27 protein-coding genes and 1 pseudogene are annotated in these 22,255 nt (G+C 68.4%); 14 read left to right on the forward strand and 14 right to left on the reverse strand.

What is annotated here, in order from left to right; all coding sequences use genetic code 11:
• Positions 1–22 precede the first annotated feature (22 nt).
• On the forward strand, positions 23–871 hold the full coding sequence (locus BUR94_RS19360; RefSeq protein WP_074258073.1) for a class I SAM-dependent methyltransferase: 849 nt from the start codon (positions 23–25) through the stop codon (positions 869–871).
• 51 nt (positions 872–922) lie between these two features.
• On the opposite strand, the gene BUR94_RS19365 is transcribed toward BUR94_RS19360, so the two are convergent.
• The gene (locus BUR94_RS19365; RefSeq protein ID WP_074258074.1) at positions 923–1,819 is read right to left on the reverse strand and encodes a phytanoyl-CoA dioxygenase family protein; all 897 of its coding nucleotides are present in this window, start codon (positions 1,817–1,819) and stop codon (positions 923–925) included.
• Positions 1,820–1,929: 110 nt separating this feature from the next.
• Between BUR94_RS19365 and BUR94_RS19370 the strand changes: the two genes are divergently transcribed.
• The 8 genes and pseudogenes from BUR94_RS19370 to BUR94_RS20975 all read left to right on the forward strand — a co-directional run.
• Positions 1,930–2,934 (forward strand): LacI family DNA-binding transcriptional regulator, encoded by a 1,005-nt coding sequence (locus BUR94_RS19370; protein ID WP_084193211.1) that lies wholly within the window; start codon positions 1,930–1,932, stop codon positions 2,932–2,934.
• A 41-nt stretch (positions 2,935–2,975) separates the two neighbouring features.
• Entirely contained in the window at positions 2,976–4,151 is a 1,176-nt protein-coding gene (locus BUR94_RS19375) for a serine hydrolase domain-containing protein (RefSeq protein WP_074258075.1), read from the forward strand.
• A complete protein-coding gene (locus tag BUR94_RS19380) occupies positions 4,151–4,531 on the forward strand; it encodes a DUF2237 family protein (protein WP_074258076.1) in 381 nt (126 codons plus the stop codon). Before BUR94_RS19375 ends, BUR94_RS19380 begins: the two co-directional genes overlap by 1 nt.
• Before the next feature lie 151 nt (positions 4,532–4,682).
• Positions 4,683–5,219 (forward strand): tetratricopeptide repeat protein, encoded by a 537-nt coding sequence (locus BUR94_RS19385; protein WP_074258077.1) that lies wholly within the window; start codon positions 4,683–4,685, stop codon positions 5,217–5,219.
• 159 nt (positions 5,220–5,378) lie between these two features.
• Positions 5,379–5,882 (forward strand): RNA polymerase sigma factor, encoded by a 504-nt coding sequence (locus BUR94_RS19390; RefSeq protein WP_074258078.1) that lies wholly within the window; start codon positions 5,379–5,381, stop codon positions 5,880–5,882.
• Positions 5,879–6,862 (forward strand): zf-HC2 domain-containing protein, encoded by a 984-nt coding sequence (locus tag BUR94_RS19395; protein WP_074258079.1) that lies wholly within the window; start codon positions 5,879–5,881, stop codon positions 6,860–6,862. The genes BUR94_RS19390 and BUR94_RS19395 overlap by 4 nt, the downstream gene beginning before the upstream one ends.
• A gap of 164 nt (positions 6,863–7,026) precedes the next feature.
• Positions 7,027–7,446 carry a hypothetical protein gene (locus BUR94_RS19400; protein ID WP_084193244.1) on the forward strand — a complete coding sequence of 140 codons (420 nt, stop codon included), beginning with the start codon at positions 7,027–7,029 and terminating at the stop codon, positions 7,444–7,446.
• A gap of 58 nt (positions 7,447–7,504) precedes the next feature.
• Positions 7,505–7,753: pseudogene (locus BUR94_RS20975) on the forward strand (helix-turn-helix domain-containing protein); the annotation flags it as partial.
• A 9-nt stretch (positions 7,754–7,762) separates the two neighbouring features.
• On the opposite strand, the gene trpB reads toward BUR94_RS20975, so the two are convergent.
• From trpB to BUR94_RS19420, 3 genes are all read right to left on the reverse strand, one after another.
• On the reverse strand, positions 7,763–8,992 hold the full coding sequence (gene trpB / locus BUR94_RS19410; protein ID WP_074258081.1) for a tryptophan synthase subunit beta: 1,230 nt from the start codon (positions 8,990–8,992) through the stop codon (positions 7,763–7,765).
• Positions 8,993–9,051: 59 nt separating this feature from the next.
• A complete protein-coding gene (locus BUR94_RS19415) occupies positions 9,052–9,600 on the reverse strand; it encodes a manganese efflux pump MntP (protein WP_074258082.1) in 549 nt (182 codons plus the stop codon).
• An 89-nt stretch (positions 9,601–9,689) separates the two neighbouring features.
• A complete protein-coding gene (locus BUR94_RS19420; RefSeq protein ID WP_074258083.1) occupies positions 9,690–10,859 on the reverse strand; it encodes a lytic murein transglycosylase in 1,170 nt (389 codons plus the stop codon).
• Positions 10,860–11,170: 311 nt separating this feature from the next.
• Between BUR94_RS19420 and BUR94_RS19425 the strand changes: the two genes are divergently transcribed.
• Both BUR94_RS19425 and BUR94_RS19430 read left to right on the forward strand, forming a co-directional pair.
• Positions 11,171–11,572: a response regulator transcription factor gene (locus tag BUR94_RS19425; protein ID WP_074258084.1), complete on the forward strand. Its 402-nt coding sequence runs from the start codon at positions 11,171–11,173 to the stop codon at positions 11,570–11,572.
• Positions 11,573–11,675: 103 nt separating this feature from the next.
• On the forward strand, positions 11,676–13,388 hold the full coding sequence (locus tag BUR94_RS19430) for a thiamine pyrophosphate-binding protein (RefSeq protein WP_084193215.1): 1,713 nt from the start codon (positions 11,676–11,678) through the stop codon (positions 13,386–13,388).
• A gap of 63 nt (positions 13,389–13,451) precedes the next feature.
• Here BUR94_RS19430 and BUR94_RS19435 read toward each other — a convergent pair whose 3' ends face one another.
• From BUR94_RS19435 to BUR94_RS19475, 9 genes are read right to left on the reverse strand one after another with little or no spacing between them, the layout of a single operon-like run.
• Complete coding sequence (locus BUR94_RS19435) at positions 13,452–13,967, reverse strand: flagellar basal body-associated FliL family protein (RefSeq protein ID WP_074258085.1); 516 nt, start codon at positions 13,965–13,967, stop codon at positions 13,452–13,454.
• Between the two features lie 15 nt (positions 13,968–13,982).
• Positions 13,983–14,711, reverse strand: coding sequence for a flagellar basal body L-ring protein FlgH (gene flgH, locus BUR94_RS19440; RefSeq protein ID WP_074258086.1), 729 nt, complete (start codon positions 14,709–14,711; stop codon positions 13,983–13,985).
• On the reverse strand, positions 14,711–15,160 hold the full coding sequence (gene flgA, locus BUR94_RS19445; protein WP_074258087.1) for a flagellar basal body P-ring formation chaperone FlgA: 450 nt from the start codon (positions 15,158–15,160) through the stop codon (positions 14,711–14,713). The genes flgH and flgA overlap by 1 nt, the downstream gene beginning before the upstream one ends.
• On the reverse strand, positions 15,160–15,945 hold the full coding sequence (gene flgG, locus BUR94_RS19450) for a flagellar basal-body rod protein FlgG (RefSeq protein WP_074258088.1): 786 nt from the start codon (positions 15,943–15,945) through the stop codon (positions 15,160–15,162). Before flgG ends, flgA begins: the two co-directional genes overlap by 1 nt.
• A 12-nt stretch (positions 15,946–15,957) precedes the next feature.
• Positions 15,958–16,671: a flagellar hook-basal body complex protein gene (locus tag BUR94_RS19455; RefSeq protein ID WP_074258089.1), complete on the reverse strand. Its 714-nt coding sequence runs from the start codon at positions 16,669–16,671 to the stop codon at positions 15,958–15,960.
• 4 nt (positions 16,672–16,675) lie between these two features.
• Entirely contained in the window at positions 16,676–16,942 is a 267-nt protein-coding gene (locus BUR94_RS19460) for a flagellar biosynthetic protein FliQ (RefSeq protein ID WP_074258090.1), read from the reverse strand.
• A 3-nt stretch (positions 16,943–16,945) separates the two neighbouring features.
• Positions 16,946–17,236 carry a flagellar hook-basal body complex protein FliE gene (fliE, locus tag BUR94_RS19465; RefSeq protein ID WP_074258091.1) on the reverse strand — a complete coding sequence of 97 codons (291 nt, stop codon included), beginning with the start codon at positions 17,234–17,236 and terminating at the stop codon, positions 16,946–16,948.
• A gap of 20 nt (positions 17,237–17,256) precedes the next feature.
• On the reverse strand, positions 17,257–17,649 hold the full coding sequence (gene flgC, locus BUR94_RS19470) for a flagellar basal body rod protein FlgC (RefSeq protein ID WP_074258092.1): 393 nt from the start codon (positions 17,647–17,649) through the stop codon (positions 17,257–17,259).
• A gap of 9 nt (positions 17,650–17,658) precedes the next feature.
• Positions 17,659–18,045 (reverse strand): FlgB family protein, encoded by a 387-nt coding sequence (locus BUR94_RS19475; protein WP_074258093.1) that lies wholly within the window; start codon positions 18,043–18,045, stop codon positions 17,659–17,661.
• Positions 18,046–18,151: 106 nt separating this feature from the next.
• On the opposite strand from BUR94_RS19475, the gene BUR94_RS19480 reads away from it, so the two are divergent.
• The gene (locus BUR94_RS19480; protein WP_074258094.1) at positions 18,152–19,486 is read left to right on the forward strand and encodes a FliI/YscN family ATPase; all 1,335 of its coding nucleotides are present in this window, start codon (positions 18,152–18,154) and stop codon (positions 19,484–19,486) included.
• A gap of 48 nt (positions 19,487–19,534) precedes the next feature.
• Here the strand turns inward: BUR94_RS19480 and BUR94_RS19485 are convergent, their stop codons facing one another.
• Positions 19,535–19,879 carry a hypothetical protein gene (locus BUR94_RS19485; RefSeq protein WP_074258095.1) on the reverse strand — a complete coding sequence of 115 codons (345 nt, stop codon included), beginning with the start codon at positions 19,877–19,879 and terminating at the stop codon, positions 19,535–19,537.
• Between the two features lie 314 nt (positions 19,880–20,193).
• Here BUR94_RS19485 and BUR94_RS19490 point away from each other — a divergent pair, with 314 nt between their 5' ends.
• Positions 20,194–20,646: a GbsR/MarR family transcriptional regulator gene (locus BUR94_RS19490; RefSeq protein WP_074258096.1), complete on the forward strand. Its 453-nt coding sequence runs from the start codon at positions 20,194–20,196 to the stop codon at positions 20,644–20,646.
• 94 nt (positions 20,647–20,740) lie between these two features.
• On the forward strand, positions 20,741–22,255 hold the full coding sequence (locus tag BUR94_RS19495) for a catalase (RefSeq protein WP_074258097.1): 1,515 nt from the start codon (positions 20,741–20,743) through the stop codon (positions 22,253–22,255).

Here is a 22,255-nt window from a genome sequence, read left to right on the forward strand (position 1 = left end):
TCTCTCGGCTAGACGGGTGGGCATGGGACAGAAAGTCGATACTCGCGCCATCGGCCTCGACGTGGGGCTCTCCTTCATGCGCTGGCTGACCGGGGCGGAGAACCTGCATTACGGGCTCTGGACCGGGCTGGACTGCGCCGCCGAGAACCTTGGCGCGGCGCAGGCGGCCTATACCGAAAAGCTCTTTGGCTACCTGCCCGAGGGCAAGCTGCGAATTCTCGACATCGGCGGCGGCGCGGGGGAGACGGCGAAGAAGCTCATCGCGCTCGGCCATGAGGTGGAAATCGTGGTGCCCTCGCCCTTTCTGGCCTCGCGCTGCCGGCAGAACGCGCCCGGGGCGCGGGTGCATCAGTGCATGTTCGAGGAGTTCTCCGGCGCGGGCGGCTTTGACCTCTGCCTGTTCTCGGAGAGCTTTCAATACATCCCCTTGGAGGTGGCGCTGAAGGAGGCGCTGGCGTTGCTGAAGCCCGGCGGGCGGGTGCTGATTGCCGACTGCTTCCGGTCGGAGAACTACGAGGGGGTGAAGCGCAGCCAGACCGTGGGCGGCGGGCACCGGCTCTCGGCGTTTCGGGAGACCGTTGCGGCGGTGGGGCTGAAGGTGGAGGCCGAAGAGGACATCACCGAGGCGGTGGCGCCCTCGATCGACCTCGAGCAGGGGCTGTTCAACGTGATCGGCCACGCGGTGAGCCGGGTGGACGAGGAGTTGAAGGCCAAGCGCCGCCGGACCCGATGGGCGCTGGCCTTCGTCATCCGGCGGATGGTGAGCGAGCGGCGGCTGTTCCGGTTGAACGAGCGGCTGAACGAGAAGAAGCGCACCGCCGAGGCGTTTTGCCACTTCAATCGCTACATGATCTTCCGGATCGCCCGCTAGCCGTGGCGCGCGGGGGCCTCGCCTTGCGGCAGGGCCCCTCTTTGCGGCCGCTCACATCACCGCGAAGGCGCTCTTTTGCCCGGCGGTCTGCTGGGTCTTGAAGATCGAGCTGTTGTCGGGCGCGGGCGGCAGGGGCATGCGGACGGGCACGCTCTCGAGCCGGGGCTCGAGCACCGGGGCGCCGGTGACCACGCGGCTCTGGATATCCTCCCAGAAGCGCCGCTGCCCGAGCGAGTGGATGTAGCTCGACGCGCCGAGAATCGGCCAGGCGTCGGCCTTGGCCAGCTCGTAGAACAGGATCAGCCGGTTGCGGTCGCTCATGTTGGGGGCCGAGCCGTGCAGGAGCCGGACGTGGTGCACGGTCATCGAGCCGGCCTTGCCGGTGAGTGTGACCGCCTTGGACAGGTCGAAATCGGGATCGTCGGGCGAGACCGCGCCGGCGAAGACGCCGTTCACGTGGTGGCTCAGCACCGGCCCCCTGTGCGAGCCGGGGATCACCATCAGCGGGCCGTTGGCCTCGTCGACATCGGCCAGCATGAGGCCGAAGGCCAGCAGGTCGTCGTTGGTGTGCGGGTAGAAGGCCCAGTCCTGGTGCCATTCCACCGCCGCGCCGCCGCCCGGGGCCTTGGTGTTGAGCTTGGAGGTGTTGATGATCGTGTCGGGCCCGAGCAGGTCGCCCAGCACCTCGGTCACGCGGCTTTGGGTGAGGGCCTCCCAGTAGACCGGGTTCTGCTTGTGGGGCAGCTTGATGCGGGTCAGGCGGGGCGTTTCGGCGCTGTGGCCGCGGTCGAGGTCGTAGCGCTCGTCGCTCTCGGTCAGCTCGCGGGAGGCCTCGATCATCTCGGCGGTGACGGACTGGAGCCGGGCGAGCAGCTCGGGGTCCACCACATTCTCCACCATCAGGTAGCCGTTCTCCTCGTAGAACTCTTTCTGCTCTTTCGTCAGCATCGCGCGTTTCCTCCCGGTTGCGACTCGGTCCCATTCGGTATGGTATCGATACCATCCTTGCGTGGTACCGATACCATCGGTAAGTCGGGGGCGTCAACACCGGAGTGCAGATGCAGAAGAAATGGGTGACCATGGGCGATGTGGCCCGCGCCGCCGGGGTGGGAAAGATCACCGTGAGCCGGGCGCTTTCGACGCCCGCGAAAGTCTCGCCGGAGACGCGAGAGAAGGTGGCCGCCGCGGTGGCGGAGCTGGGCTACGTGCGCGACGATACCGCGGGCGCGCTCTCTTCACAGCGCAGCCGGGTGGTGGGGGCGGTGGTGTCGAGCCTGGACCAGGCGACCTTTGCCTCGACGATCCGGGGGCTGTCGGAAGGGCTGGCGGAGGGCGGGCTGAACCTGCTGCTGGGCACCACGCAATACGAGCCGGAGACCGAGGCGGCGCTGGTCTCGACCCTGATGGGCCGGCGTCCGGATGCGCTCATTCTCACCAGTTCCGAGCACACGCCGGAGACCCGCAGCCTGCTGACCCGTGCGGGCCTGCCGGTGCTGGAGCTCTGGGAGTTGCCGGAGCAGCCGATCTTTGCCGCCGTGGGGTTCTCCAACCGGGCGGCGGCGCGGGCAGTGACGGAGCACCTGGTGGAGACGGGGCGGAGGGCGATTGCCTTTCTCACCACGGACCGGCCGCATGACACGCGGGCCCATATGCGGGCGGAGGGCTATGGAGAGGCGCTACCCGGCCATGCGCCGCGCATCCTGCGCCTGCCGCCGCGCCCCGAGGCGACCGGGCCGGATTACGGCGCGGAAGGGTTGGCGCGGATCATGGAGGCCTGGCCCGAGACCGATGCGGTGGTCTGCGTCTCGGATGCGCTGGCGATCGGGGCCTTCTGCGAGGCCGGGCGGCGCGGCCTTGCGGTGCCCGACCGGCTGGCGATCACCGGCTTCGGGGATGTGCCCGAGGTCGGGGCCTCGGGGATCGGGCTGACCACCATCCGGATCGACGGCCATGCGATCGGGCGCGAGGCGGCGCGGCTCACGCTGGCGGCCACCTCGGGCGCCGCCCTGTTGGAGCGCCGGATCGACATGGGCTTCAGCCTCGCGCTGCGGGCCAGCAGCTAGGGCATCTTGCGCCGCCCTGCCGGGCGTGATCGGATCGGCCCATGCGCGCCGCCCTCAAAGCCATCGGTCTCGGATTGCTCCTGCTGCTCGTGCTGGCGGGTGTGGCGGCATGGGTGAAGCGCGAAGAGGTGGGCCGGCTCCTGGCGGTGAACGCGCTGTTCAAGCCGGACCGGATCGTGTGGAACTTCACCCACATGTCGGAGCTGTTCCACTCGGTCGAACTGCCGATCGGGCCGAACGAGGCGGTGCAGCCGATCCTGGAGGCGGAGCCGGTCGCCCTGCCGGAGGGCTCGGATGCGCTGATCGCCGCGCGGCGGATCACCGGGGTGGTGGTGCTCTCGGAGGGGCAGGTGACCCACGAGAGCTACCACGAGGGCACGGGCCCCGACGACCTGCGGATCTCGTGGTCGGTGTCGAAGAGCTACGTTTCGGCGCTCTTGGGGATCGTGCTGGACGCGGGCGAGATCGAGAGTCTCGACGACCCGGTGACGCGCTACGCGCCGGAGCTTGCGGGCAGCGCCTATGAAGGCGCGAGCATCCGCGATGTGCTGCTGATGTCGTCGGGCGTGGCCTTCGACGAGGACTATTTCGACTTCTGGTCCGACATCAACAGGATGGGCCGGATCATGGCGCTGGGCGGCTCGCTGGATGCCTTCACGGCGGGGCTCGACAGGCGCGCCGGTGCGCCGGGGGAGGCCTGGCGCTACGTGTCGATGGACACCCATGTGCTGGGCATGGTGATGCGCGGCGCGACCGGGCAGGACATGGCGACGCTGATGGCCGAGCGCCTGCTGGCGCCGATGGGGCTGGAGGGCCGGCCGCTGCTGCTGACCGACGCGCGGGGGCAGGGGTTTGTGCTGGGCGGGCTGAACATGATGCTGCGGGACTACGCGCTCTTCGGGCTGATGTATCTCCAGGACGGGCGGCTCGGCGAGTGGCGGATCGTGCCCTACGACTGGGTGCGCGAGAGCACCGTGCCGCAGGCGGCCACCGCGCCGGGCAAGCTGCGCTATGGTTATCACTGGTGGGTGCCCAAGACCGGCGAGGGCGAATTTCTGGCCGTGGGGATCTACGGGCAATACATTTACGTCAACCGCCCGGCGCAGGTGGTGGTGGCGGTCAGCGCCGCCGACCCCGGCTTCAGGGAAGACGCGGTGCAGGACGGGATGATCGACTGGTTCCGCCGCATCGCCATAGCCAACGTGGAGGCCCGCTGATGACGGCGCTGGAGAAATACCCATCGGTCAACGTGCTGGGCGGCAAGCTCGCGCCCTGCTCCAGCGACCCGGTGACCGGGTTCTTCCGCGACGGGCATTGCAACTCCTGCCGGGCCGACGCGGGCAGCCACACGGTTTGCGCGGTGATGACGGCGGAGTTCCTGGCCTACAGCAAATACGTGGGCAACGACCTCAGCACGCCGATGCCGCAATACGGCTTTGGCGGGCTGAAGCCGGGCGACCGCTGGTGCCTCTGCGCCAGCCGCTTCCTGCAGGCCCATGACGAGGGCTGCCCGCCCGAGGTGGTGCTGGAGGCAACCCACGAGCGGGCGCTGGAGATCGTGCCGCTGGCCATCTTGCGGGCGACGGCCGCCAGGTAAGTTTGCAGTCTTTCCAGCGGTTTGTCGGGCAGCTGCCAAGAATCTTCCGGGATCGGTGAATTAATCGGGGGGCTGGCACGTAACTCCTGTGACAGCCGATGAGGGCCGTCACCGAGATAGTTCAAACCGATAGATCCGAAGGACAGACAGCATGACCCGTATTCTCCCGCTCTCCGCCGTTCTCCTCGCCATGGCCGCGCCGGTCCTTGCCGCCGGGGGTGACAGCACGACGCCGCCGACCACCACCTCGACGACCACCAAGTGCGAAAAGGGCCAGGTGTTTGACGAAAAGACCGCCAAGTGCCTCGACGCCAAGTCGGAGGCAGTGACCGATGACGACCGCTACGAGGCCGCCCGCGAGCTGGCCTACAACGGCAAGTACGACCGCGCCCTTTTGGTGCTGGCCACGGCCGAAAACCAGAACGACCCGCGCATCCTGAACTACAAGGGCTTCACCCACCGCAAGATGGGCGACACCGAGACCGCGATGGGCTTTTACCAGGCCGCGCTGAACGTGGACCCCGACTACATCCTTGCCCGCTCCTACATGGGCCAGGGCCTTGCTGCCGCCGGTGACCTCGCCGGGGCCACCGAGCAGCTCGAGGAGATCGCCCTGCGCGGCGGCCAGGACACCTGGGCCTATGCCAGCCTGATGAATGCGATCGGCGGGGTGGCGGTGGATTATTGATCCGCGAAGCCATCTCCCGGGGGCGGGCCTCATCCCTGCCTGCCCCCATCGCAACCGTCCGGGCGCATTTTCGCACGGGCGGTTGCATCGTGACCGGGCTTTGGTTTCTATCGGGCCACGCGGGCCAGGAGGCCCGCCCCGCTCCGAGGAGGCCGCAGCGTGCAGCCCGACGCGACAGAATTTCAGGCCGAGCTGCTGGCCAGCCTTCCGCGGCTGCGGCGTTTTGCGCTCAGCCTCACCCGCCACCCCTCAGAGGCCGATGACCTTGTCCAGATGACCTGCGAACGCGCCATAACCAACGCCGAGAAGTGGAACCCCGAGCAGCCCGTGCTACCCTGGCTCTACACAATGGCGCGCAATCTCTGGACCTCGGAGCTGCGCAAGCGGCAGGTGCGGACCGGCGAGGGCACGGTGCCCGCCGAGGAGGCCGCCGAACTGGTGAGCCATGTCGGCGGAGAGGAGGCGACCCGCGCGCGCCAGGTTCTGGCCCAGGTGATGGCGCTGCCCGAGGGGCTCTCTTCGGTGCTGCTGCTGGTTTCGGTGGAAGGCCACAGCTACGCGGAGGCGGCGGCGATCCTCGATATTCCTGCGGGCACGGTGATGTCGCGGATGTCGGCGGCGCGGGCGCGGTTGCGCGCGGCATTGGCGGGGGAGGCGGCATGACGGACGATCGTTTCAACCGCATTTCCGCCTATCTCGACGGGGCGCTGAGCGAGGACGAGGCCGCCCGGCTGGAGGCCGAGGCCGCTGCCGACCCGGCGCTGGCCGCCGAGATCGAGGCCGCGGGTGCGCTCGATGCCGAGATCGGCGCGGCCTTCGATGCGCTGCTCGACGCGCCGCTGCCCGCCGCGCTGACGGCGGCGGTGTCGGCCACCACAACGCCGGGCACCCGGCTGGAGGAGGCGCGTCCCACGGTGGCCGCCGCAGCGCCGGTTGGCGAGGGGCGGGCCGCGGCGCCGGAGGTGCCGGAGGCCGAGCCGGGCGCACCGGGACAGGCCGCGCTGGGGGGCGAGGCGGCATCGGTCGGAGGCATCCCGCCCGGCGGCAACGCGCCGCGCGAGGAGATGCCGCCGCCGGACTATGCCGCGGCCAACGAGAACCGCCGGCCCTTTTTCTCCTCCTCCATCGCCGCCGCGCTGGCTTTGCTGCTGGTGGGCGCCGGAGCGGGCGCGCTGATGACCCGCGCATTGGCGCCGGGGACCGAGCTGGCCGATGGCCACGCCACGCGCGGCTGGATGGACGAGATCGCCGATTATCACCGGGTCTATGCCCGGCAGGTGGCGCATCTCGTGGAGGTGCCGGCGCGCGAGAAGGACCATATCGAGACCTGGCTCGGCAAGGAGACCGGCGTGCCGTTCCGGGTGCCCGACCTCGCGGCCTCGGGCTTCGAGTTCAGGGGCGCGCGACTGCTGGTGGCGGGTGGCAGGCCGGTGGCGCAGCTGCTCTACACCGATGGCGAGGGCCGGGTGATGGCGCTTTGCGTGCTGGCCCGCGAGGGCGAGGGCTCGGATGAGTTCACCCCGCGCAGCTTTGACGGCGTGGAGATGGTGCGCTGGCTGGCACCGGGAGCGGCCTGGGTTGCCGTGGGCGAGCCGGGGATGGACCTTGAGGCCGTGGCGCGGGAGGCCGCGCAGGAGGTGTGAACGGCGCAGCCCTCTGCGGTTCAGCGCATGAACCGTGGTTTATGGCGCTCGGCCAGGGGGTTATGGCGCCGGGCGTAAACTTGTGGTCAATCGACCTTGTCCGCGCGGCGCGGCCAGTTGGAGGCAGGCACCCGCCTGAACCACCCAACGAGAAGAAAATGACCATGACCCGCAAGCTCAAGGCGCTCGCCGCAGCCGCCACACTGGCCGCCCTCGGCGCCACCGCCGCCCTTGCCGAGATCACCCCCGAGGCGATCGTTTCGGCCTACCAGGCAGACGGCTACGACCGGATCGAGGCGAAGACCGGCCCGACCCGGATCAAGGTTGAGGCGATCAAGGGCAACGCCAAGGTCGAGGTGATCTGCGACCGTGCCACGGGGGCGACGTTGAAGCGCGAAGTCGAGCGCGTGCGCGCCCGGGACGACACCAGCCCCGGTGTGGAACTCTCGAACCGTTCGCGGGACGTTCTCGATGACGACGACGATGACGACGATCACTCCAGCGACGATGATGACGATGACGACGATGACGACGGCAGCGACGACGATGATGACGACGACGATGACGATGATGACGACGACTGAGCCGTCGAAAGCGGCCCTGTTGCGCAACCATGCCCCCTGCCCGCGCGGCGCGGGGCGCCTGACCCCTGCGGAGCGGGACGTGGCGCTTTTTGCGATGAAGGGGGTGAGCACGGCCGAGATTGCCGTGCTGCGGAACACCTCCGAAGGCACCGTGAAGGCGCGGACGGCCGCGATCTACCGCAAGGCGGGCGTGACCGGGCGGCCGCAGCTGATGAGCCACTTCATCGAGGATCTGATGGGCGGGCCGCTGGGGGCCGACAGGGCGGCAGAAGCCGACGCCCCAAGGGCGCCGGCAGCGGGCAAGTAGGCCGGGGCCTCAGCCCATCGCGCTCATGTCGACGCCGAGGTGCTTGGCGACGGTGAAGATGTCCTTGTCGCCGCGTCCGCACATGTTCATCACCAGAAGGTGGTCGGCGGGCAGCGTGGGCGCGTACTTCATGACGTGGGCGAGCGCGTGGCAGGGCTCGAGCGCGGGGATGATGCCCTCGGTCTCGCAGCAGAGCTGGAAGGCCTCAAGCGCCTCCTGGTCGGTGATCGACACGTATTTGGCGCGGCCGGTCTCGTGCAGCCAGGAGTGCTCGGGCCCGATGCCGGGGTAGTCGAGGCCCGCCGAGATGGAGGAGCCTTCGAGGATCTGGCCGTCCTCGTCTTGCAGCAGATACGTACGGTTACCGTGCAGCACGCCGGGGCGGCCGCCGGAAAGCGAGGCGCAGTGCTCCATCCGGTCGTCGACGCCTTTGCCGCCGGCCTCGACGCCGATGATCTCCACGTCCTTGTCGTCGAGGAACGGAAAGAACAGGCCCATGGCGTTGGAACCGCCGCCGATGGCGGCCACGAGGCTGTCGGGCAGGCGGCCCTCGGCCTCCTGCATCTGCTCGCGGGTCTCCTTGCCGATGATCGCCTGGAAATCGCGGACCATGGCCGGGTAGGGGTGCGGGCCGGCGACGGTGCCGATGCAGTAGAAGGTGTCGCGCACGTTGGTGACCCAGTCGCGCAGCGCGTCGTTCATCGCGTCCTTCAGGGTGCCGCGACCGGAGGTGACGGGCACCACCTCGGCGCCCAGCAGGCGCATGCGGAACACGTTGGGCGCCTGGCGCTCGACGTCATGGGCGCCCATGTAGACCACGCATTGGAGGCCGAACTTGGCGCAGACGGTGGCCGTGGCCACGCCGTGCTGGCCCGCGCCGGTCTCGGCGATGATGCGGGTCTTGCCCATGCGGCGGGCGAGGATGATCTGGCCCAGAACGTTGTTGATTTTATGCGCGCCGGTGTGGTTGAGCTCGTCGCGCTTGAAGTAGACCTTGGCGCCGCCGAGGCGCTCGGAGAGCCGCTCGGCGTGGTAGAGCGGCGAGGGGCGGCCGACGTAGTGCTTCCAGAGAAACTCCATCTCGGCCCAGAACTCGGGGTCGGTCTTGGCGTGTTCGTAACGCTCCTCGAGCTCGAGGATCAGCGGCATCAGCGTTTCGGATACGAAGCGCCCGCCGAAGTCGCCGAAACGGCCCTTTTCGTCGGGGCCGGTCATGAAGCTGTTGAGGATCTCGTTCATCGCGCGGACTCCTTGGTGCTGCCGCGTTCTACTGGCGCGGGCGGCGGGCGGCAAGCCGATCAGGCGAGCAGGGTGTGCTCGACCAGGATGCCGGTGCCCAGTGCGATGAGGGCGACGCCTCCGGCAACCTCGGCCCAGCGGCCGAAGCGGCGACCGAGGCTGGCCCCGGCGAGGGTGCCGAGGGTGGCCATGGCGAGCGTGGTCATGCCGATGCAAAGCGCGACGACGAGGATCGGCGCGCCGAGCACGGCCAGTGAGATGCCCACGGCGAAGGCGTCGATGGAGGAGCCGAGGGCGGTTATGACGAGGCCGCCGGTGGTGGCCGGACGCGTGGACTTCGCCAGCGCATGCAGCACCATGCGGGCACCGACGAGCGTGAGGAGCACGAAGGCGATCCAGTGGTCGATGGCGGTGACGAAGCCCGCCGCCGCCAGCCCCGCGGCCCAGCCGAGCAGCGGGGTGAGCGCCTCGACGGCGCCGAAGACCGCTCCGGTGGAGAGCGCAGCGGCAAGGCCGGGCCGTGCGGATTGCGCCCCGCGCCCGAGCGCCGCCACGAAGGCGTCGATCGAGAGCGCGAGCGCGAGTGTGGCGATGGCGAGAGGGGTCATGGCGCGTCCTTCCTGTGCCGGTCAGGTAGGGGTGCCTTGAAGAAAAGTCAACGATTTCAATTAGATGTAATTGAGACGCAGTTGCATTCTCATAATGCGTTCAGCAGCTCGGCGGTGGGCCAGCCGTCGGCGGGCAGCCCGAGGCGGGCCTGTTCGGCGCGGACGGCGGAGCGGGTTTTTGCGCCGAGGATGCCGTCGATCTCGCCCACGTCGAAGCCGCGGGTGGCGAGTTTCTGTTGCAGCGCCTTCATCTGGCCGTCGGAGAGCGCGGGGTCGGGGTTGCCCGCGTTGAACACCGGCGCCCCCATGAGGCGGGTGGCGAAATAGGCGGCGGTGGTGACGTAGACGAAGCTCTGGTTCCACTCGAAGTAGACGCGGTAGTTGGGGTAGGCGAGGAAGGCCGGGCCCTTGCGGCCCTGCGGCAACAGCAGCGAGGCGGGCAGGTCGGGCAGGGTACCCTCGCGAGGTTGCACCCCAAGCGCGGCCCAGTCGGCGGCGGGCTTCTCGGTCTCCAACCCGGTCTGCGACCAGTCGAGCGTGTCGGGCAGGGTGACTTCCTGGAGCCAAGGCTCGCCCGCGCGCCAGCCGAGCGATTGCAGCATCTTGCCGCCCGACATGAGCGCATCGGCGGCGGAGGTCTTGAGGCTCACATGGCCGTCGCCATCGCCATCCACCCCGTTCTCGAGGATGTCCTCGGGCAGCATCTGGACCATGCCGATCTCGCCGGCCCAGGCGCCGGTGGTGCGGGCGGGGTCGATGTCGCCGGTCTCGTAGAGCTTCATCGCGGCAAAGATCTGGGGCCGGAAGAGGCCGGGGCGGCGGCAGTCGTGGGCGAGGGTGACGAGGGCGTTCACGGTGTTGAAATCGCCCTGAACCGCGCCGTAATCGGTTTCGAAGGCCCAGAAGGCGAGCAGCACGCCGCGAGACACGCCGTAGCGGCTCTCGATCTCGGTGAAGATGGCGTCGTACTTGCGGGCGTTGGCGCGGCCCTTGTCGATGCGGGACTGACTGATGAGGCGGCGGGAAAAATCGACGAAGGGCATCTGGAAGACGCCCTGCGAACGGTCGGCCTTGAGCACGTTCGGGTCTTGCCGGACGCCGGAGAGGAAGCTCCGGGCGGTGTCTGCGCTGATGCCGTGGGCGGGGGCCTCGGCGGCAAGCGCGGCCTTGAATGCGGCGAAATCGCCGCCGCAGGGCGCGTTCTGCGCGGCGAGCGGCGCAGCGGCGAGGAGGCAGGCGGTGAGCAGGGTGGGGCGCATGACGGACTCCGGGGCTGGAATTGGGGGGCGGTCCTTGGGTGCGGGCGTTGGGTGCGGGCGGTGAAGCCAGACAGTAGCGCAGGGCCGCGCGGGCGCAACCGGCCCTACGAAAACGTCAAGTGGTTAACGCCAGCGGACCTCCGGCCCTCGGTCAAAGAGCTGATTTGTCGTGCATCTTATCGACACGGCACAGGCTCCACGGAAAACCCGTTAACCATTGTGGCGAATGTGTTAATGTCGGATCAGGCCTTCTGGTCCATCATGACCCCTGGGGGCGCGGCGTTCGGGAAGGCCGGACAGCGAGGCACGAAGTGAAGGTTCTGATCGTGGAAGGCGACGAGGCGCTCGGGGCGGCCTGGGCGCGGCATCTGGAGCGGGAAGGCTGCCGGGTGACCGTGGTTGCCGGCCAGCAGGGCGCAATCGACGTGCTGCGACACCGCGCGGTGCAGGTCATCGTGATGAACCTGGTTCTGAGGGAGGGCAGCGCGCTCGCGGTGGCCGATTTTGCCTCTTACAAGCACCCCGAGACCAAGGTGATCTTCGTCACCGATACCGGCTTCTTCTCGGATGGTTCGATCTTCGCGATCGCGCCCAATGCCTGCGCCTATCTGCCGATGCAGACCCCGCCCGACGACCTTGCGGCCATGGTTGCCTATCACGGCGGCGGGCTGCAGGCGGAGGCCGGGCCGGGCCTGGAGGCCGTGCGGCACTGAGGGCCTGCGGGCCGATCCCGGTGACAGACAACGATTTGTCGGCGGCAAGGCTTGCCGGGGCCGCGCGAATGGCACAGGCTGAGGCGAATCCCCGGGGCCAGAAATGAAGACCATCGTGCCGTTGAAGACACCCAAACCCGCCGCCGCGCCGCGCGCTGCAGATCTCCGTCATGGTGGACAGGTCCTTGTGGACCAACTCGCGATCCGCGGGGTCGAACGGGTGTTCTCGGTGCCGGGAGAGAGCTTCTTGCCGGTGCTCGACGGGCTGGTGGGCTCCGGGATCCGCAACATCGTCTGCCGCCAGGAAGGCGGCGCGGCGATGATGGCCGAGGCCGACGGCAAGATGACCGGCGAGCCGGGCGTGCTCTTCGTGACCCGCGGGCCGGGGGCTTCGAATGCCTCCGCCGGGCTGCACGTGGCCAGGCACGACAGCACGCCGATGGTGGTGTTCGTGGGGCAGGTGCCGCGCGGGCAGCGCGACCGCGATGCCTTTCAGGAGGTCGACATGAAGGCCTTCCTGGCGCCCGTCGCCAAGTGGACGGCAGAGGTGGACGACGCCGCACGCCTGCCGGAATACATCGACCGGGCCTTCCGCCTCGCGGTGTCGGGGCGGCCCGGGCCGGTGGTGCTGTCGCTCCCCGAGGACATGCTGCACGACGAGGTGGACGTGCCGGACCGGCCGGATGACGCCTTTTATACTTCGCCCGAAGGTTCCACCTTTGCCGAGCTGGTCATTCACCAGATCGAGCGGTCGCACCGGCCGCTGATCATCGCCGGCGGTCCGGGCTGGAGCGCGGAGGCCTCGGCCAACCTCGCCCGCTTCGCAGAGGCGCTCGACCTGCCAGTGGCCGTGCCGTTCCGACGGCAGGACTACATGGACAACCGGCACCCCAATTACATCGGGGATCTCGGGGTCGGCATGAACCCGGCGCTGGGCGACGCGGTGCGCCAGGCCGACCTGATCGTGGCGCTGGGCACCCGGCTGGGAGACATCACCACGGGCAGCTACAAGCTGTTGAGCGTGGCGCATCCGGGCAAGCGGATCATCCAGGTTCACCCCGATCCCGACGAGATCGGCAAGGTCTACCCGGTGCAGCTGCCCTTCGTGGCCGAGGCCCCGGTGGTGCTGGCCAAGCTCGCCCGCGCGGTGAAGCCGCGCAGCGACAAGCGGCAGTGGACGGCGGATTACCGCGCCGCCTACGAGAAGTGGACCCGGCCCAAGGAGACCCCCGGCGCGCTGAAGCTGGAGCAGGTGATCGCCTGGCTGTCGGAGAACCTGCCGGACGATGCGATCCTGACCAATGGTGCGGGCAACTACGCGGCCTGGTTGCACAGATACTACCAGTTCAAGCGCTTCGGCACCCAGCTTGCCCCGACCTCCGGATCCATGGGCTACGGGCTGCCCGCCGCGATTGCCGCCAAGCTGCGGCATCCGGAGCGGGTGGTGGTGGCGCTGGCGGGGGACGGCTGCTTTCAGATGACCTGCAACGAGCTCTCGACCGCCGTTCAGCACGGCGCGGCGCCGATCGTGCTGGTGGTGAACAACGGGCGTTACGGCACCATCCGGATGCACCAGGAAAAGACCTTTCCCGGTCGGGTCTCCGGCACCGACCTCGCCAACCCCGATTTCCCGGCCCTGGCCCGCGCCTACGGCGGCTTTGGCGAGCGGGTGGAGCGGACCGAGGATTTTGCCGGCGCCTTCGTGCGCGCCCAGGCCAGCGGCCGACTCGCGGTGCTGGAGCTGGTCGTGGACCCCGAGGCGCTCTCGGCCGGGATGACCCTGAGCGAGACCCGCGAGGTGGGCCTGAAGCGCTGACCGCGCCGCACTGCGGGCCTGCACGTTGGCCTGCACGGTGGCCTGCGACGCTGCGCCCGGCCCTCAGTTGTCCTGCCGGACGATATCCACGATCAGCACGTCGGAGAGGGTCGCGCCCATGACCTTGCGGCCGACCTCCTCGAGCGCCTCGGCGAGATGCCGCATCTTGGTGCCGGTGGTGAAGTTGCCCGAGAAGCCGCCCGAATTGGCGTGTGCGAAGAGCACCTGCAGGAAGCTGTCGCGCAGCTTGGGCTCGCGGGCATAGACGGTTTCGCGCTGACCGGCCTCGACCTCGAGGCTGAGGCTCAGCACCACCATCGAGGCAACCCGGCCCTCCTCGACGATGGGCACGATGAACTGGTTGTTCAGCTTCACGTATTCCCTCGTCGGATCGGCCTCCTCGCCGGTGGTGTCGGGCTGCTTCGCGGGTTCCTCGGGATGGCTCTCCGTCACCTCGCTGCCCTCGCCGCAGGGGCTCGTCACCACCTCCTCTGGGGCAGGGCGCAGCATCATGCCCGCGCCCGCGCCCGCGCCGATGCCCAGGACGGCGAGGATGACGATGAGCAGGATCGACTTCATGGCGCGGCTCTCCTCTCAGAACGGCAGGATGATGTCGGCGACCTGCTGGCCGTAGCGCGGCTGCTGGACATCGGAGATCTGGCCGCGGCCGCCGTAGCTGATGCGGGCGCCTGCGATCTTGTCGTAGGTGATCTCGTTCTGGCGGGTGATATCCTCGGGGCGGACGTAGCCGGTGACCAGAAGCTCGCGCAGCTCGAAGTTGACCCGCACCTCCTGACTGCCCTGGATCCGCAGGATGCCGTTCGACATCTCTTCCACGATGGTCGCGGCGATGCGGAGCTCGAGCTGCTCGTTGCGGCTGACCGAGCCATTGCCGGAGAAGGTGGAGGAGGAGTTGGTGGAGACGGCATCGGCCATCGACGCGCCCTCGGGCAGCCGCTCGTCGAGCCGCTGCGGGATGCCGAAGAGCGAGGGCACACCCATGCTCTCCGATCCGTTGCGGGACCGGCCGGTGGCGTTGGAGATGCTGGCGCTGTCGTCGATCTCGATCACCACGGTGAGGATGTCGCCCCGGCGCATGGCCCGGCGGTCGCCCAGCAGGGACTTGCGGTTGCGGCTCCAGAGCGAGGCCTGCTCGGCGCCGCGCTTGTCGTCCAGCACGTCGGGCAGGGGCACGGTGGCCATGGCGCGGTATTCGTAGCTCTTTTCGGTGGGCTCGAAGGCGGGCGCCTTGCCCACGTTCTCGAGCCGGGCACAGCCGGTGAGCGCGAGGAGGGCGGCGAGGAGAGGGGCGAGACGGGGCATCAGAAATCCTCCAGGTCGTGCAGCAGACGGGCACTCGGGCCCACGATGACCCGCCCCGCCGCGTCGACCTGGCCGGTGACGGTGCTGCGGGAAGCGAGATTCATGACTTTCACAATGTCGCCCGCGCCGGCCCGGCCGAGCGCCCGCGCCTCGGTGGCGATCAGAAGGCCGCTGCGGCGGTAGACGAGGGTGACGAGCTGGTTGCGCTCGATCAGCGCGGGCGGGCCGAGATCGGCGGCGCGGATCGGGCGGCCCGGGTAGAGCGCGACCCGGGCCTCGAGCCCGAGCGCCTCGTCGGGGTGCGCGACGGCGCCCGTGGCGGAGCCCTCGCGCAGGGCCATGTCGGGCGCCTCCAGCACGGAGCCGGCCGGAATGGTGCGGGTGGCCACCACCATCTCGGCCCGCAAGGGCGCGGCGGCGAGGAGAAGGACTGCGAGGCTGCGGAACATCAGCGGATCTGGGTGGTGGCGCCGAGCATCTGGTCGGCGGCGGTGATGACCTTGGCGTTCAGCTCGTAGCCGCGCTGGGCGGTGATCAGGTCGGTGATTTCCTTCACGGCGTCCACCGAGCTGTCTTCGAGGTAGCCTTGCCGCAGGGTGCCGAGCCCCTGCTCGCCCGGCGTGGCAACGGCGGGCGGGCCGGAGGCCTCCGTCTCCAGAAAGAGGTTGGAGCCCATCGCCTCGAGCCCCTTGGCATTGGAGAAATCCGCGAGCGTGAACTGGCCCAGGAGCTGCGGCGCCACCTGGTCATTGAAATAGGCGTAGACCTCGCCATCGGCGTTGATCGAGATCGCGCGGGCATCGTCGGGGATGGTGATGTCGGGCACCACGCCGTAGCCGTCGGCGGTGACGATCAGCCCGTCGGCCGACCGCTTCAGCGCGCCGTCGCGGGTGTAGGCCGAAATGCCCGAAGGCAGGGTGACCTCGAAATAGCCGTTGCCCTCGATGGCGATATCCAGGTCGCCGCCGGTGGAGGCCAGCGAGCCCTGCTGCGGGTTCATGCTGACCGAGGACGGCCGCACCCCGAGGCCGATCTGCACGCCGGTGGGCAGGATCGTGCCGTCATTGGCGTTGATCGTGCCGGGCCGCGTGAGCTGGCGGTAGTGCAGGTCTGCAAAGTCGGCGCGGCGGGCGTTGTAGCCGGTGGTCGACATGTTGGCGAGGTTGTTGGAGATGACATCGACGCGCATCTGCTGCGCGCTCATGCCGGTGGCTGCGATCTTCAGGGCCTGCATGGGCTTGCCTCCTTATCGGGTGAGGGTGCGGATGACCGAGTCCTTGCGGTCGGACTCCTTGTCGAGAAACTTCTGGCCGAGCTCGTAGGCGCGCTGGACCTCGATCATCCGGGCGATCTCGAGCACCGGATCGACGTTGCTCTCCTCGATGAAGCCCTGGAGCACGCGGGCGTTCTCGGCGGGCAGCACCGCGCCGTTGGGGTTGAAGAGCGTGCCGCCCTCGCGGGTCATCGCGGTGTAATCCTCGGGCTCGACCATGCCGAGTTGGGTGAGCGGCACGCCATCGGCCGAAAGCGTGCCATCGGCGGAGAGGCTGATGGTGCGGGCGCCGGGCGGCGCGAAGACCGGCGCGCCGCCGGCATCGAGCAGAAAGTGGCCATCGCCGTTCATCAGCTCGCCCGCGGGGCCGGGCGTGTAGCTGCCGGCGCGGGTGAGCCGCAGGCCATCGGGCGTTTCGACCTGGAAGAACCCCTCGCCCTCGATGGCGAAGTCGAAGGTGCCGCCGGTCTGGCTCAGGGTGCCCTGGCTCAGGTCGGTGTTGCGCACGCGGGCGGTGCCCATCGACACCGAGCCCGAGGGCCCGTCGGCAGCGCGGACCCACTCGGAGAAGATCACCCCCTCTCGGCGGAAGCCGGTGGTGGAGAGGTTGGCCAGGTTGTTGGCCACCGCGCGCATCTCGTTCATCAGGCCGGACTGGCGGGAGAGGGTGACGTATCCGGTGCTCATGGGTTCAACCTCCGGCGATCAGCGGGATCAGGGTGGACTGGAAGAAGCTGACGAGGCTGTCGGTCATGAAGCCCATGGTCAGCCAGAAGACGGCGAGAATGGCGGCGAGCTTGGGCACGAAGGTGAGGGTCATCTCCTGCACCGAGGTGAGCGCCTGGACGAGGCCGATGGCCACGCCCGCGACGAGTGCCACGGTGAGGATGGGGGCGGAGATGATCACCGCCGTCCAGAGCCCCTCGCGGAGCGTGTCGTAAAAGCCCGCCGCCTCCATGGGTCACACAGGCATCCTCAGGATTTCCTGATAGGCTTCGACGACCTTGTCGCGCACCGTGACGGCGGTTTCGACCGCCAGCTCGGTTTCGGCCAACGCCTGAACCAGAGCGTGAGGATCGGCTTTGCCGACCATCGCGTCCTGTGCCACCCGCTCTGCATTCGACAGCATGGTGGCGAAGTCCTGGGCCACGCGGGCGAAGCCTTCGCCGCCCGACTCGGTGCCCTCTTTCGGGGCGGTGGCCGGCCTGGCCCCTTCGTAGAGCCGGGCCACCTGGGACAGTTTGACATCCATTCTGGATCTCCTCTAACCTGCTATTTTCGCAGTATTTCCAAAAGGCTCCGGGTCATCTGCCGGGCCTGGTCGAACATCTTGAGGTTGGCCTCGTAACTGCGCTGGGCCTCCCGCGCGTCGGCGATCTCGATGACGAGATCGACGTTGGAGCCGAGGTAGAAGCCGTCCTCCCCGGCCATCGGGTGCGCGGGGTCGAAGATCTCGGGCAGGTCGCTCTCGTCGAGCCGGACCGGCGCGGCCTCGACCGCGCCTGTCATCCGGCCGCCGGTCATCACCTCGCGGAAGGGGGTGAGCTTGCGGTGGTAGCCGGGGGTATCGACGTTGGCGATGTTCTCCGACACGTGGCGCAGGCGGGCGCTTTGCGCGGCCATGCCGGAGGCGGAGACAGAAAAGCTCTGGAACAGGTCGCTCATGCCGCCCCCTTACCTGCGCCCGAGGGTGGTGCGGAGAATCCCAAGCGTGGTGCGATAGACCGAGAGCGCCATCTCGTGTCGGGTCTGGATCTCGGCGGATTTCACCATCTGGCTTTCGATCGACACGGTGTTGCCGTTCGGGTCGCCATCGACGCCGCGCTCGATGACGGGGCGCAGGGCGGGCGGAGGCGCGGTGTCTGCCATGTGCGCGCTGCGGGTGGTGCGCAGGGCCAGGCCGGGCTGTGCGCGATAGCTCTCGCCGAAACTGGCGATGTCGCGCGCCTTGTAGCCGGCGGTATCGGCCTGGGCGAGGTTTTGCGCCACAACGGACTGGCGGGCGGCGGAATGCGCGGCCAGGCCACGCGCCATTGAAAGGATCTCGAGCTGATCGAACATCGGGGTTTCTCCCACGGGCTTCAACTCGGGCTTAACCCTGATTCCTTTAGAAACGGTTTCAGGCGCCCGGATTGCGGCGCGGAATGTGCAAACTGTGGAGAACCCCATGACGGATGCGACGATTGCACGGCTCACCGCAGAGATCGCGGCGCTGGCCCCCTCGGCCTCGATCGGGCGGATCAGCGCGGTGGGGCGCGGCGCGGTGGAACTGACCGGGCTCTCGGAGATCGCCGCGCTGGGTGACCAGGTGTGGCTCGGCACGCGGGGCGGGCGGCTCAGGGGCGAGATCGTGCATATCGACCGGGAGCGCGCGATGGCCCTGCCCGACGGCCCGGCGGACGGCATCCGGCTCGGCGACAAGGTGACGCTTCAGGGTGGCGACGGGCTCTTCCCCGACCTGAGCTGGCAGGGGCGGATCATCGACCCCTATGGCAACCCGCTTGATGGCCGCCCCTTGGCGCGGGGCCCCGCGTTGCGCCCCCTGCGGGCGCCCGCGCCGCCCGCGACCCAGCGCAAGCGGCTGGGCGCACGGCTCGGCACGGGCCTGGCGGTGTTCGACACGCTCCTGCCCATCGTCCGCGGCCAGCGGCTTGGGCTCTTCGCCGGATCGGGGGTGGGCAAGTCGTCGCTTCTCGGCGCGCTGGGGCGGGGCTTGCAGGCCGACCGCTGCGTGATTGCGCTAGTGGGCGAGCGGGGACGCGAGTTGCGGCACTTCATGGAGGATGTGCTGGGGGCGGAGGGCATGGCGCGCTCGGTCATCGTTGCGGCGACCTCGGACCAGTCGGCGATTGCCCGCAGGCGGTGCCTCTGGACGGCGATGACCGTGGCCGAGCACCTGCGCGACGAAGGGCATCACGTGCTGTTCCTGGCCGACTCGGTGACGCGCTTCGCCGAGGCGCACCGGGAGGTTGCACTGGCGGCGGGCGAGCCCGCGAGCCTGCGGGGCTACCCGCCCTCGACCGCGCACATGGTCATGGCGCTGGCCGAGCGGGCCGGGCCCGGGGTGGAGGGCCCCGATTGTGAAGAATCCGGCGACATCACCGCGATCTTCTCGGTGCTGGTTGCGGGCTCGGACATGGAGGAGCCGGTGGCCGACATCCTGCGCGGCGTGCTCGACGGCCACGTGGTGCTGGCCCGCGAGATCGCCGAGCGCGGGCGCTTTCCGGCGGTGGACCTGCTGCGCTCCACCTCGCGGTCGCTGCCCGAGGCGGCGAGCGCGGAAGAGAACGCATTGATCGCCAAGGCCCGGCGCAGGCTCGGAGCCTATGACCGGGCGGAACTGATGATTCAGTCGGGGCTCTACACCGCGGGCTCCGACCCGGAGATCGACGCGGCGATCCGGGTTCATGGCCCGCTGGACGGGTTTCTCGCCGAGGCGAGCGAGGCACCGGAGGCGGCGTTCAGGCGGCTGCGGACGGTGCTTGGACCGGGGCAGAAATAGAAAGGGGGCCATGATGGCCCCCTTTTGTGTTGCGCTGTCAGGCGCAGATCACTCGGCGCGCAGCTCCTGGAACTTGGCGGCAGCCACCGGGTTGATCACGCCGCGGGCGGTCTGGGCTTCGGAGGCCTGGGCCACGCCGTTGTTCTGCTCGGCGTTCAGCTCGCGGAATTTTTCGGCGGCGACGTCGTTGACCACGCCATTGGTGCTGTTGTCGGCACCGAAGTAGACGCGGGCTTCGCCGGCGGAGTCGCCTTCATGGGCCTTCAGGGTGGCCAGCTGCTCCTGGGTGTAGGCACCGGGCTCGACACCCAGCGAACGGGCGAGGCTGGCGCTGTCTGCGAAGGCCGGAGCTGCGACGGCGAGGATGGCGGCGGCGAGGATGGTGGTTTTCATGGTCGTGTCTTTCTTTGGTCTGGTGCCCTCTCGGGGCGGGTGGCGCGATGTCTTGCATCGTGATGACCCCGATGTATGGTTTGTTTAGTAGGAATCAAACATACAGAACGAATTATTTTACCTGAACAGTGCAAGTGTCTGTTTTCACGACAAACTCTTTCTTGCGCGCTGGGGGGTGGTGCTCTGAGAGGACGCACACAATGGCGGAACTGCTGGACTTTAAGTGCGTTTAGTACTATCTGAACTCACAGAGTTTGACCGAAGAACAGTGACCAAGACGCGTATGACCTGAAGCTGCCCAAGAGGCGAAGACCATGACACGACCCATCGAAGAGATCCGCGACGAGTTCATCGAGAAGATCGGACTGCTGATGCAATCCGACGGGCTTCCGCGCACGGCCGGGCGGGTCATGGGGCTGCTCGTGTGGAAGGGCGACGCGATCGCCTTCTGTGATCTTGCGACCGAGCTCCAGGTCAGCCGGGGCAGCATCAGCACCGCGACGCGTATCCTAATCGACCGCCACATGATCCGCCGTGTCACCAAGCCCGGGGATCGGCAGGACTATTTTCAGCTTGCGGAGAAATCCTACGAGAGCATGGTCAAGGACCTCAGCATGAAGTTCCGCCGGCGTAGCGAGGAGCTTTGCGCCACGCTGAATGGCGTGCCGGAAAGCGAGCCGGAGATCCGCGAGCGGGTCAGGGCCTATTCGATAATGCTCGACTCGCTGTCGAAGAAGATCGCGGAACTGGCCGACGAGATGGTCTGAGCGCGGGCCGGCCGGCCGGGGTTGCGCGGGCCGGAACATCTGAGGGGCTGGATCGTTCTGTTGGCAACGCCACCGGAACGAAAGGCAGCCCGACATGGCCGAAAAGAAAGCTCCCCCGCCCACCACGACCGATGCCGGTATCCCCGTTCAGAGCGACGAGCACTCGCTCACGGTCGGGCGCGACGGGCCAATCGTGCTGAACGACCATTACCTGCTCGAGCAGATGGCCAACTTCAACCGTGAGCGCATCCCCGAGCGCCAGCCCCACGCCAAGGGCGGCGGCGCTTTCGGGCATTTCGAGGTCACGGCGGACGTGTCGAAATACACAAGGGCCAAGGTGTTTCAGCCCGGCACCAAGACCGAGATCGTGGCACGCTTCTCCACAGTTGCGGGCGAGCGCGGCAGCCCCGACACCTGGCGCGACCCGCGCGGCTTTGCGGTGAAGTTCTACACCGAGGAAGGCAACTTCGACATGGTGGGCAACAACACGCCCATCTTTTTCATCCGCGACCCGATGAAGTTTCAGCACTTCATCCGCAGCCAGAAGCGTCGGGCCGACAACGACCTGCGCGACCATGACATGCAGTGGGATTTCTGGACGCTCAGCCCCGAAAGCGCACACCAGGTGACCTACCTGATGGGCGACCGCGGCATTCCGCGGACCTGGCGCGAGATGAACGGCTACTCGTCGCACACCTACTCGCTGATCAATGCCGAGGGTGAGAAATTCTGGGTGAAGTTCCACTTTCACACCGACCAGGGGGACGGCAATGCGCATCTGACGCAGGAGGAGGCCGACCGGCTGGCGGGCACCGACGGTGATTATCATCGGGCCGATCTCTTCAACCACATCCGAGATGGCGACCATCCGAGCTGGACGCTGAAGTGGCAGATCATGCCCTGGGACGACGCCAGGACCTACCGGATCAACCCCTTCGACCTCACCAAGGTCTGGCCGCATGCCGATTACCCGCTGATCGAGGTGGGCCGGATGGTGCTGGACCGCAACCCGACCGACTTTCACACCCAGATCGAACAGGCGGCCTTCGAGCCCAACAACATGGTGCCGGGCATCGGCCTGTCGCCCGACAAGATGCTGCTGGCGCGGGGCTTTTCCTACTCCGATGCGCATCGGGCACGGCTCGGGGTGAACTACAAGGAGATCCCGGTGAACCGGCCGCAATCGCCGGTGCACAGCTACTCCAAAGATGGCGCGGGGCGGACCATGCCGGTGAGCGACCCGGTCTACGCGCCCAATTCCTACGGCGGGCCGGCGGCGCAGCCCCAGGCGCATGAGGCCGGGCTGTGGCACGCCGATGGCGAGATGGTGCGCGAGGCCTACACCCTGCGCGAGGACGATGACGACTGGAGCCAGGCCGGCACGCTGGTGCGCGAGGTGATGGACGACGCGATGCGCGAGCGGCTGGTGAGCAACGTGGTCGGCCACCTCGGCGACGGGGTCAGCGAGAAGGTGCTGCTCCGGGCGTTCGACTACTGGCGCAACATCGACGGCGACGTGGGCGAGCGAATCGAGAAGGGCGTGCGCGACAAGATCGGCGGCACGTCGAAGGCCGAGGGGCTGGCCTCGGCAGAGAGCATCGGCGGGTGA

Origin of the sequence: Vannielia litorea (genome assembly GCF_900142295.1) — a bacterium.
Classification (GTDB): Bacteria; Pseudomonadota; Alphaproteobacteria; order Rhodobacterales; family Rhodobacteraceae; genus Vannielia; species Vannielia litorea.

Coding starts and splice junctions, on each gene's coding strand:
- BUR94_RS19360 (WP_074258073.1), top strand. CDS start 23: ATGGGACAGAAAGTCGATACTCGCGCCATCGGCCTCGACGTGGGGCTC.
- BUR94_RS19365 (WP_074258074.1), bottom strand. CDS start 1,819: ATGCTGACGAAAGAGCAGAAAGAGTTCTACGAGGAGAACGGCTACCTG.
- BUR94_RS19370 (WP_084193211.1), top strand. CDS start 1,930: ATGCAGAAGAAATGGGTGACCATGGGCGATGTGGCCCGCGCCGCCGGG.
- BUR94_RS19375 (WP_074258075.1), top strand. CDS start 2,976: ATGCGCGCCGCCCTCAAAGCCATCGGTCTCGGATTGCTCCTGCTGCTC.
- BUR94_RS19380 (WP_074258076.1), top strand. CDS start 4,151: ATGACGGCGCTGGAGAAATACCCATCGGTCAACGTGCTGGGCGGCAAG.
- BUR94_RS19385 (WP_074258077.1), top strand. CDS start 4,683: ATGACCCGTATTCTCCCGCTCTCCGCCGTTCTCCTCGCCATGGCCGCG.
- BUR94_RS19395 (WP_074258079.1), top strand. CDS start 5,879: ATGACGGACGATCGTTTCAACCGCATTTCCGCCTATCTCGACGGGGCG.
- BUR94_RS19400 (WP_084193244.1), top strand. CDS start 7,027: ATGACCCGCAAGCTCAAGGCGCTCGCCGCAGCCGCCACACTGGCCGCC.
- trpB (WP_074258081.1), bottom strand. CDS start 8,992: ATGAACGAGATCCTCAACAGCTTCATGACCGGCCCCGACGAAAAGGGC.
- BUR94_RS19415 (WP_074258082.1), bottom strand. CDS start 9,600: ATGACCCCTCTCGCCATCGCCACACTCGCGCTCGCGCTCTCGATCGAC.
- BUR94_RS19420 (WP_074258083.1), bottom strand. CDS start 10,859: ATGCGCCCCACCCTGCTCACCGCCTGCCTCCTCGCCGCTGCGCCGCTC.
- BUR94_RS19430 (WP_084193215.1), top strand. CDS start 11,676: ATGAAGACCATCGTGCCGTTGAAGACACCCAAACCCGCCGCCGCGCCG.
- BUR94_RS19435 (WP_074258085.1), bottom strand. CDS start 13,967: ATGAAGTCGATCCTGCTCATCGTCATCCTCGCCGTCCTGGGCATCGGC.
- flgH (WP_074258086.1), bottom strand. CDS start 14,711: ATGCCCCGTCTCGCCCCTCTCCTCGCCGCCCTCCTCGCGCTCACCGGC.
- flgA (WP_074258087.1), bottom strand. CDS start 15,160: ATGTTCCGCAGCCTCGCAGTCCTTCTCCTCGCCGCCGCGCCCTTGCGG.
- flgG (WP_074258088.1), bottom strand. CDS start 15,945: ATGCAGGCCCTGAAGATCGCAGCCACCGGCATGAGCGCGCAGCAGATG.
- BUR94_RS19455 (WP_074258089.1), bottom strand. CDS start 16,671: ATGAGCACCGGATACGTCACCCTCTCCCGCCAGTCCGGCCTGATGAAC.
- BUR94_RS19460 (WP_074258090.1), bottom strand. CDS start 16,942: ATGGAGGCGGCGGGCTTTTACGACACGCTCCGCGAGGGGCTCTGGACG.
- fliE (WP_074258091.1), bottom strand. CDS start 17,236: ATGGATGTCAAACTGTCCCAGGTGGCCCGGCTCTACGAAGGGGCCAGG.
- flgC (WP_074258092.1), bottom strand. CDS start 17,649: ATGAGCGACCTGTTCCAGAGCTTTTCTGTCTCCGCCTCCGGCATGGCC.
- BUR94_RS19475 (WP_074258093.1), bottom strand. CDS start 18,045: ATGTTCGATCAGCTCGAGATCCTTTCAATGGCGCGTGGCCTGGCCGCG.
- BUR94_RS19480 (WP_074258094.1), top strand. CDS start 18,152: ATGACGGATGCGACGATTGCACGGCTCACCGCAGAGATCGCGGCGCTG.
- BUR94_RS19485 (WP_074258095.1), bottom strand. CDS start 19,879: ATGAAAACCACCATCCTCGCCGCCGCCATCCTCGCCGTCGCAGCTCCG.
- BUR94_RS19490 (WP_074258096.1), top strand. CDS start 20,194: ATGACACGACCCATCGAAGAGATCCGCGACGAGTTCATCGAGAAGATC.
- BUR94_RS19495 (WP_074258097.1), top strand. CDS start 20,741: ATGGCCGAAAAGAAAGCTCCCCCGCCCACCACGACCGATGCCGGTATC.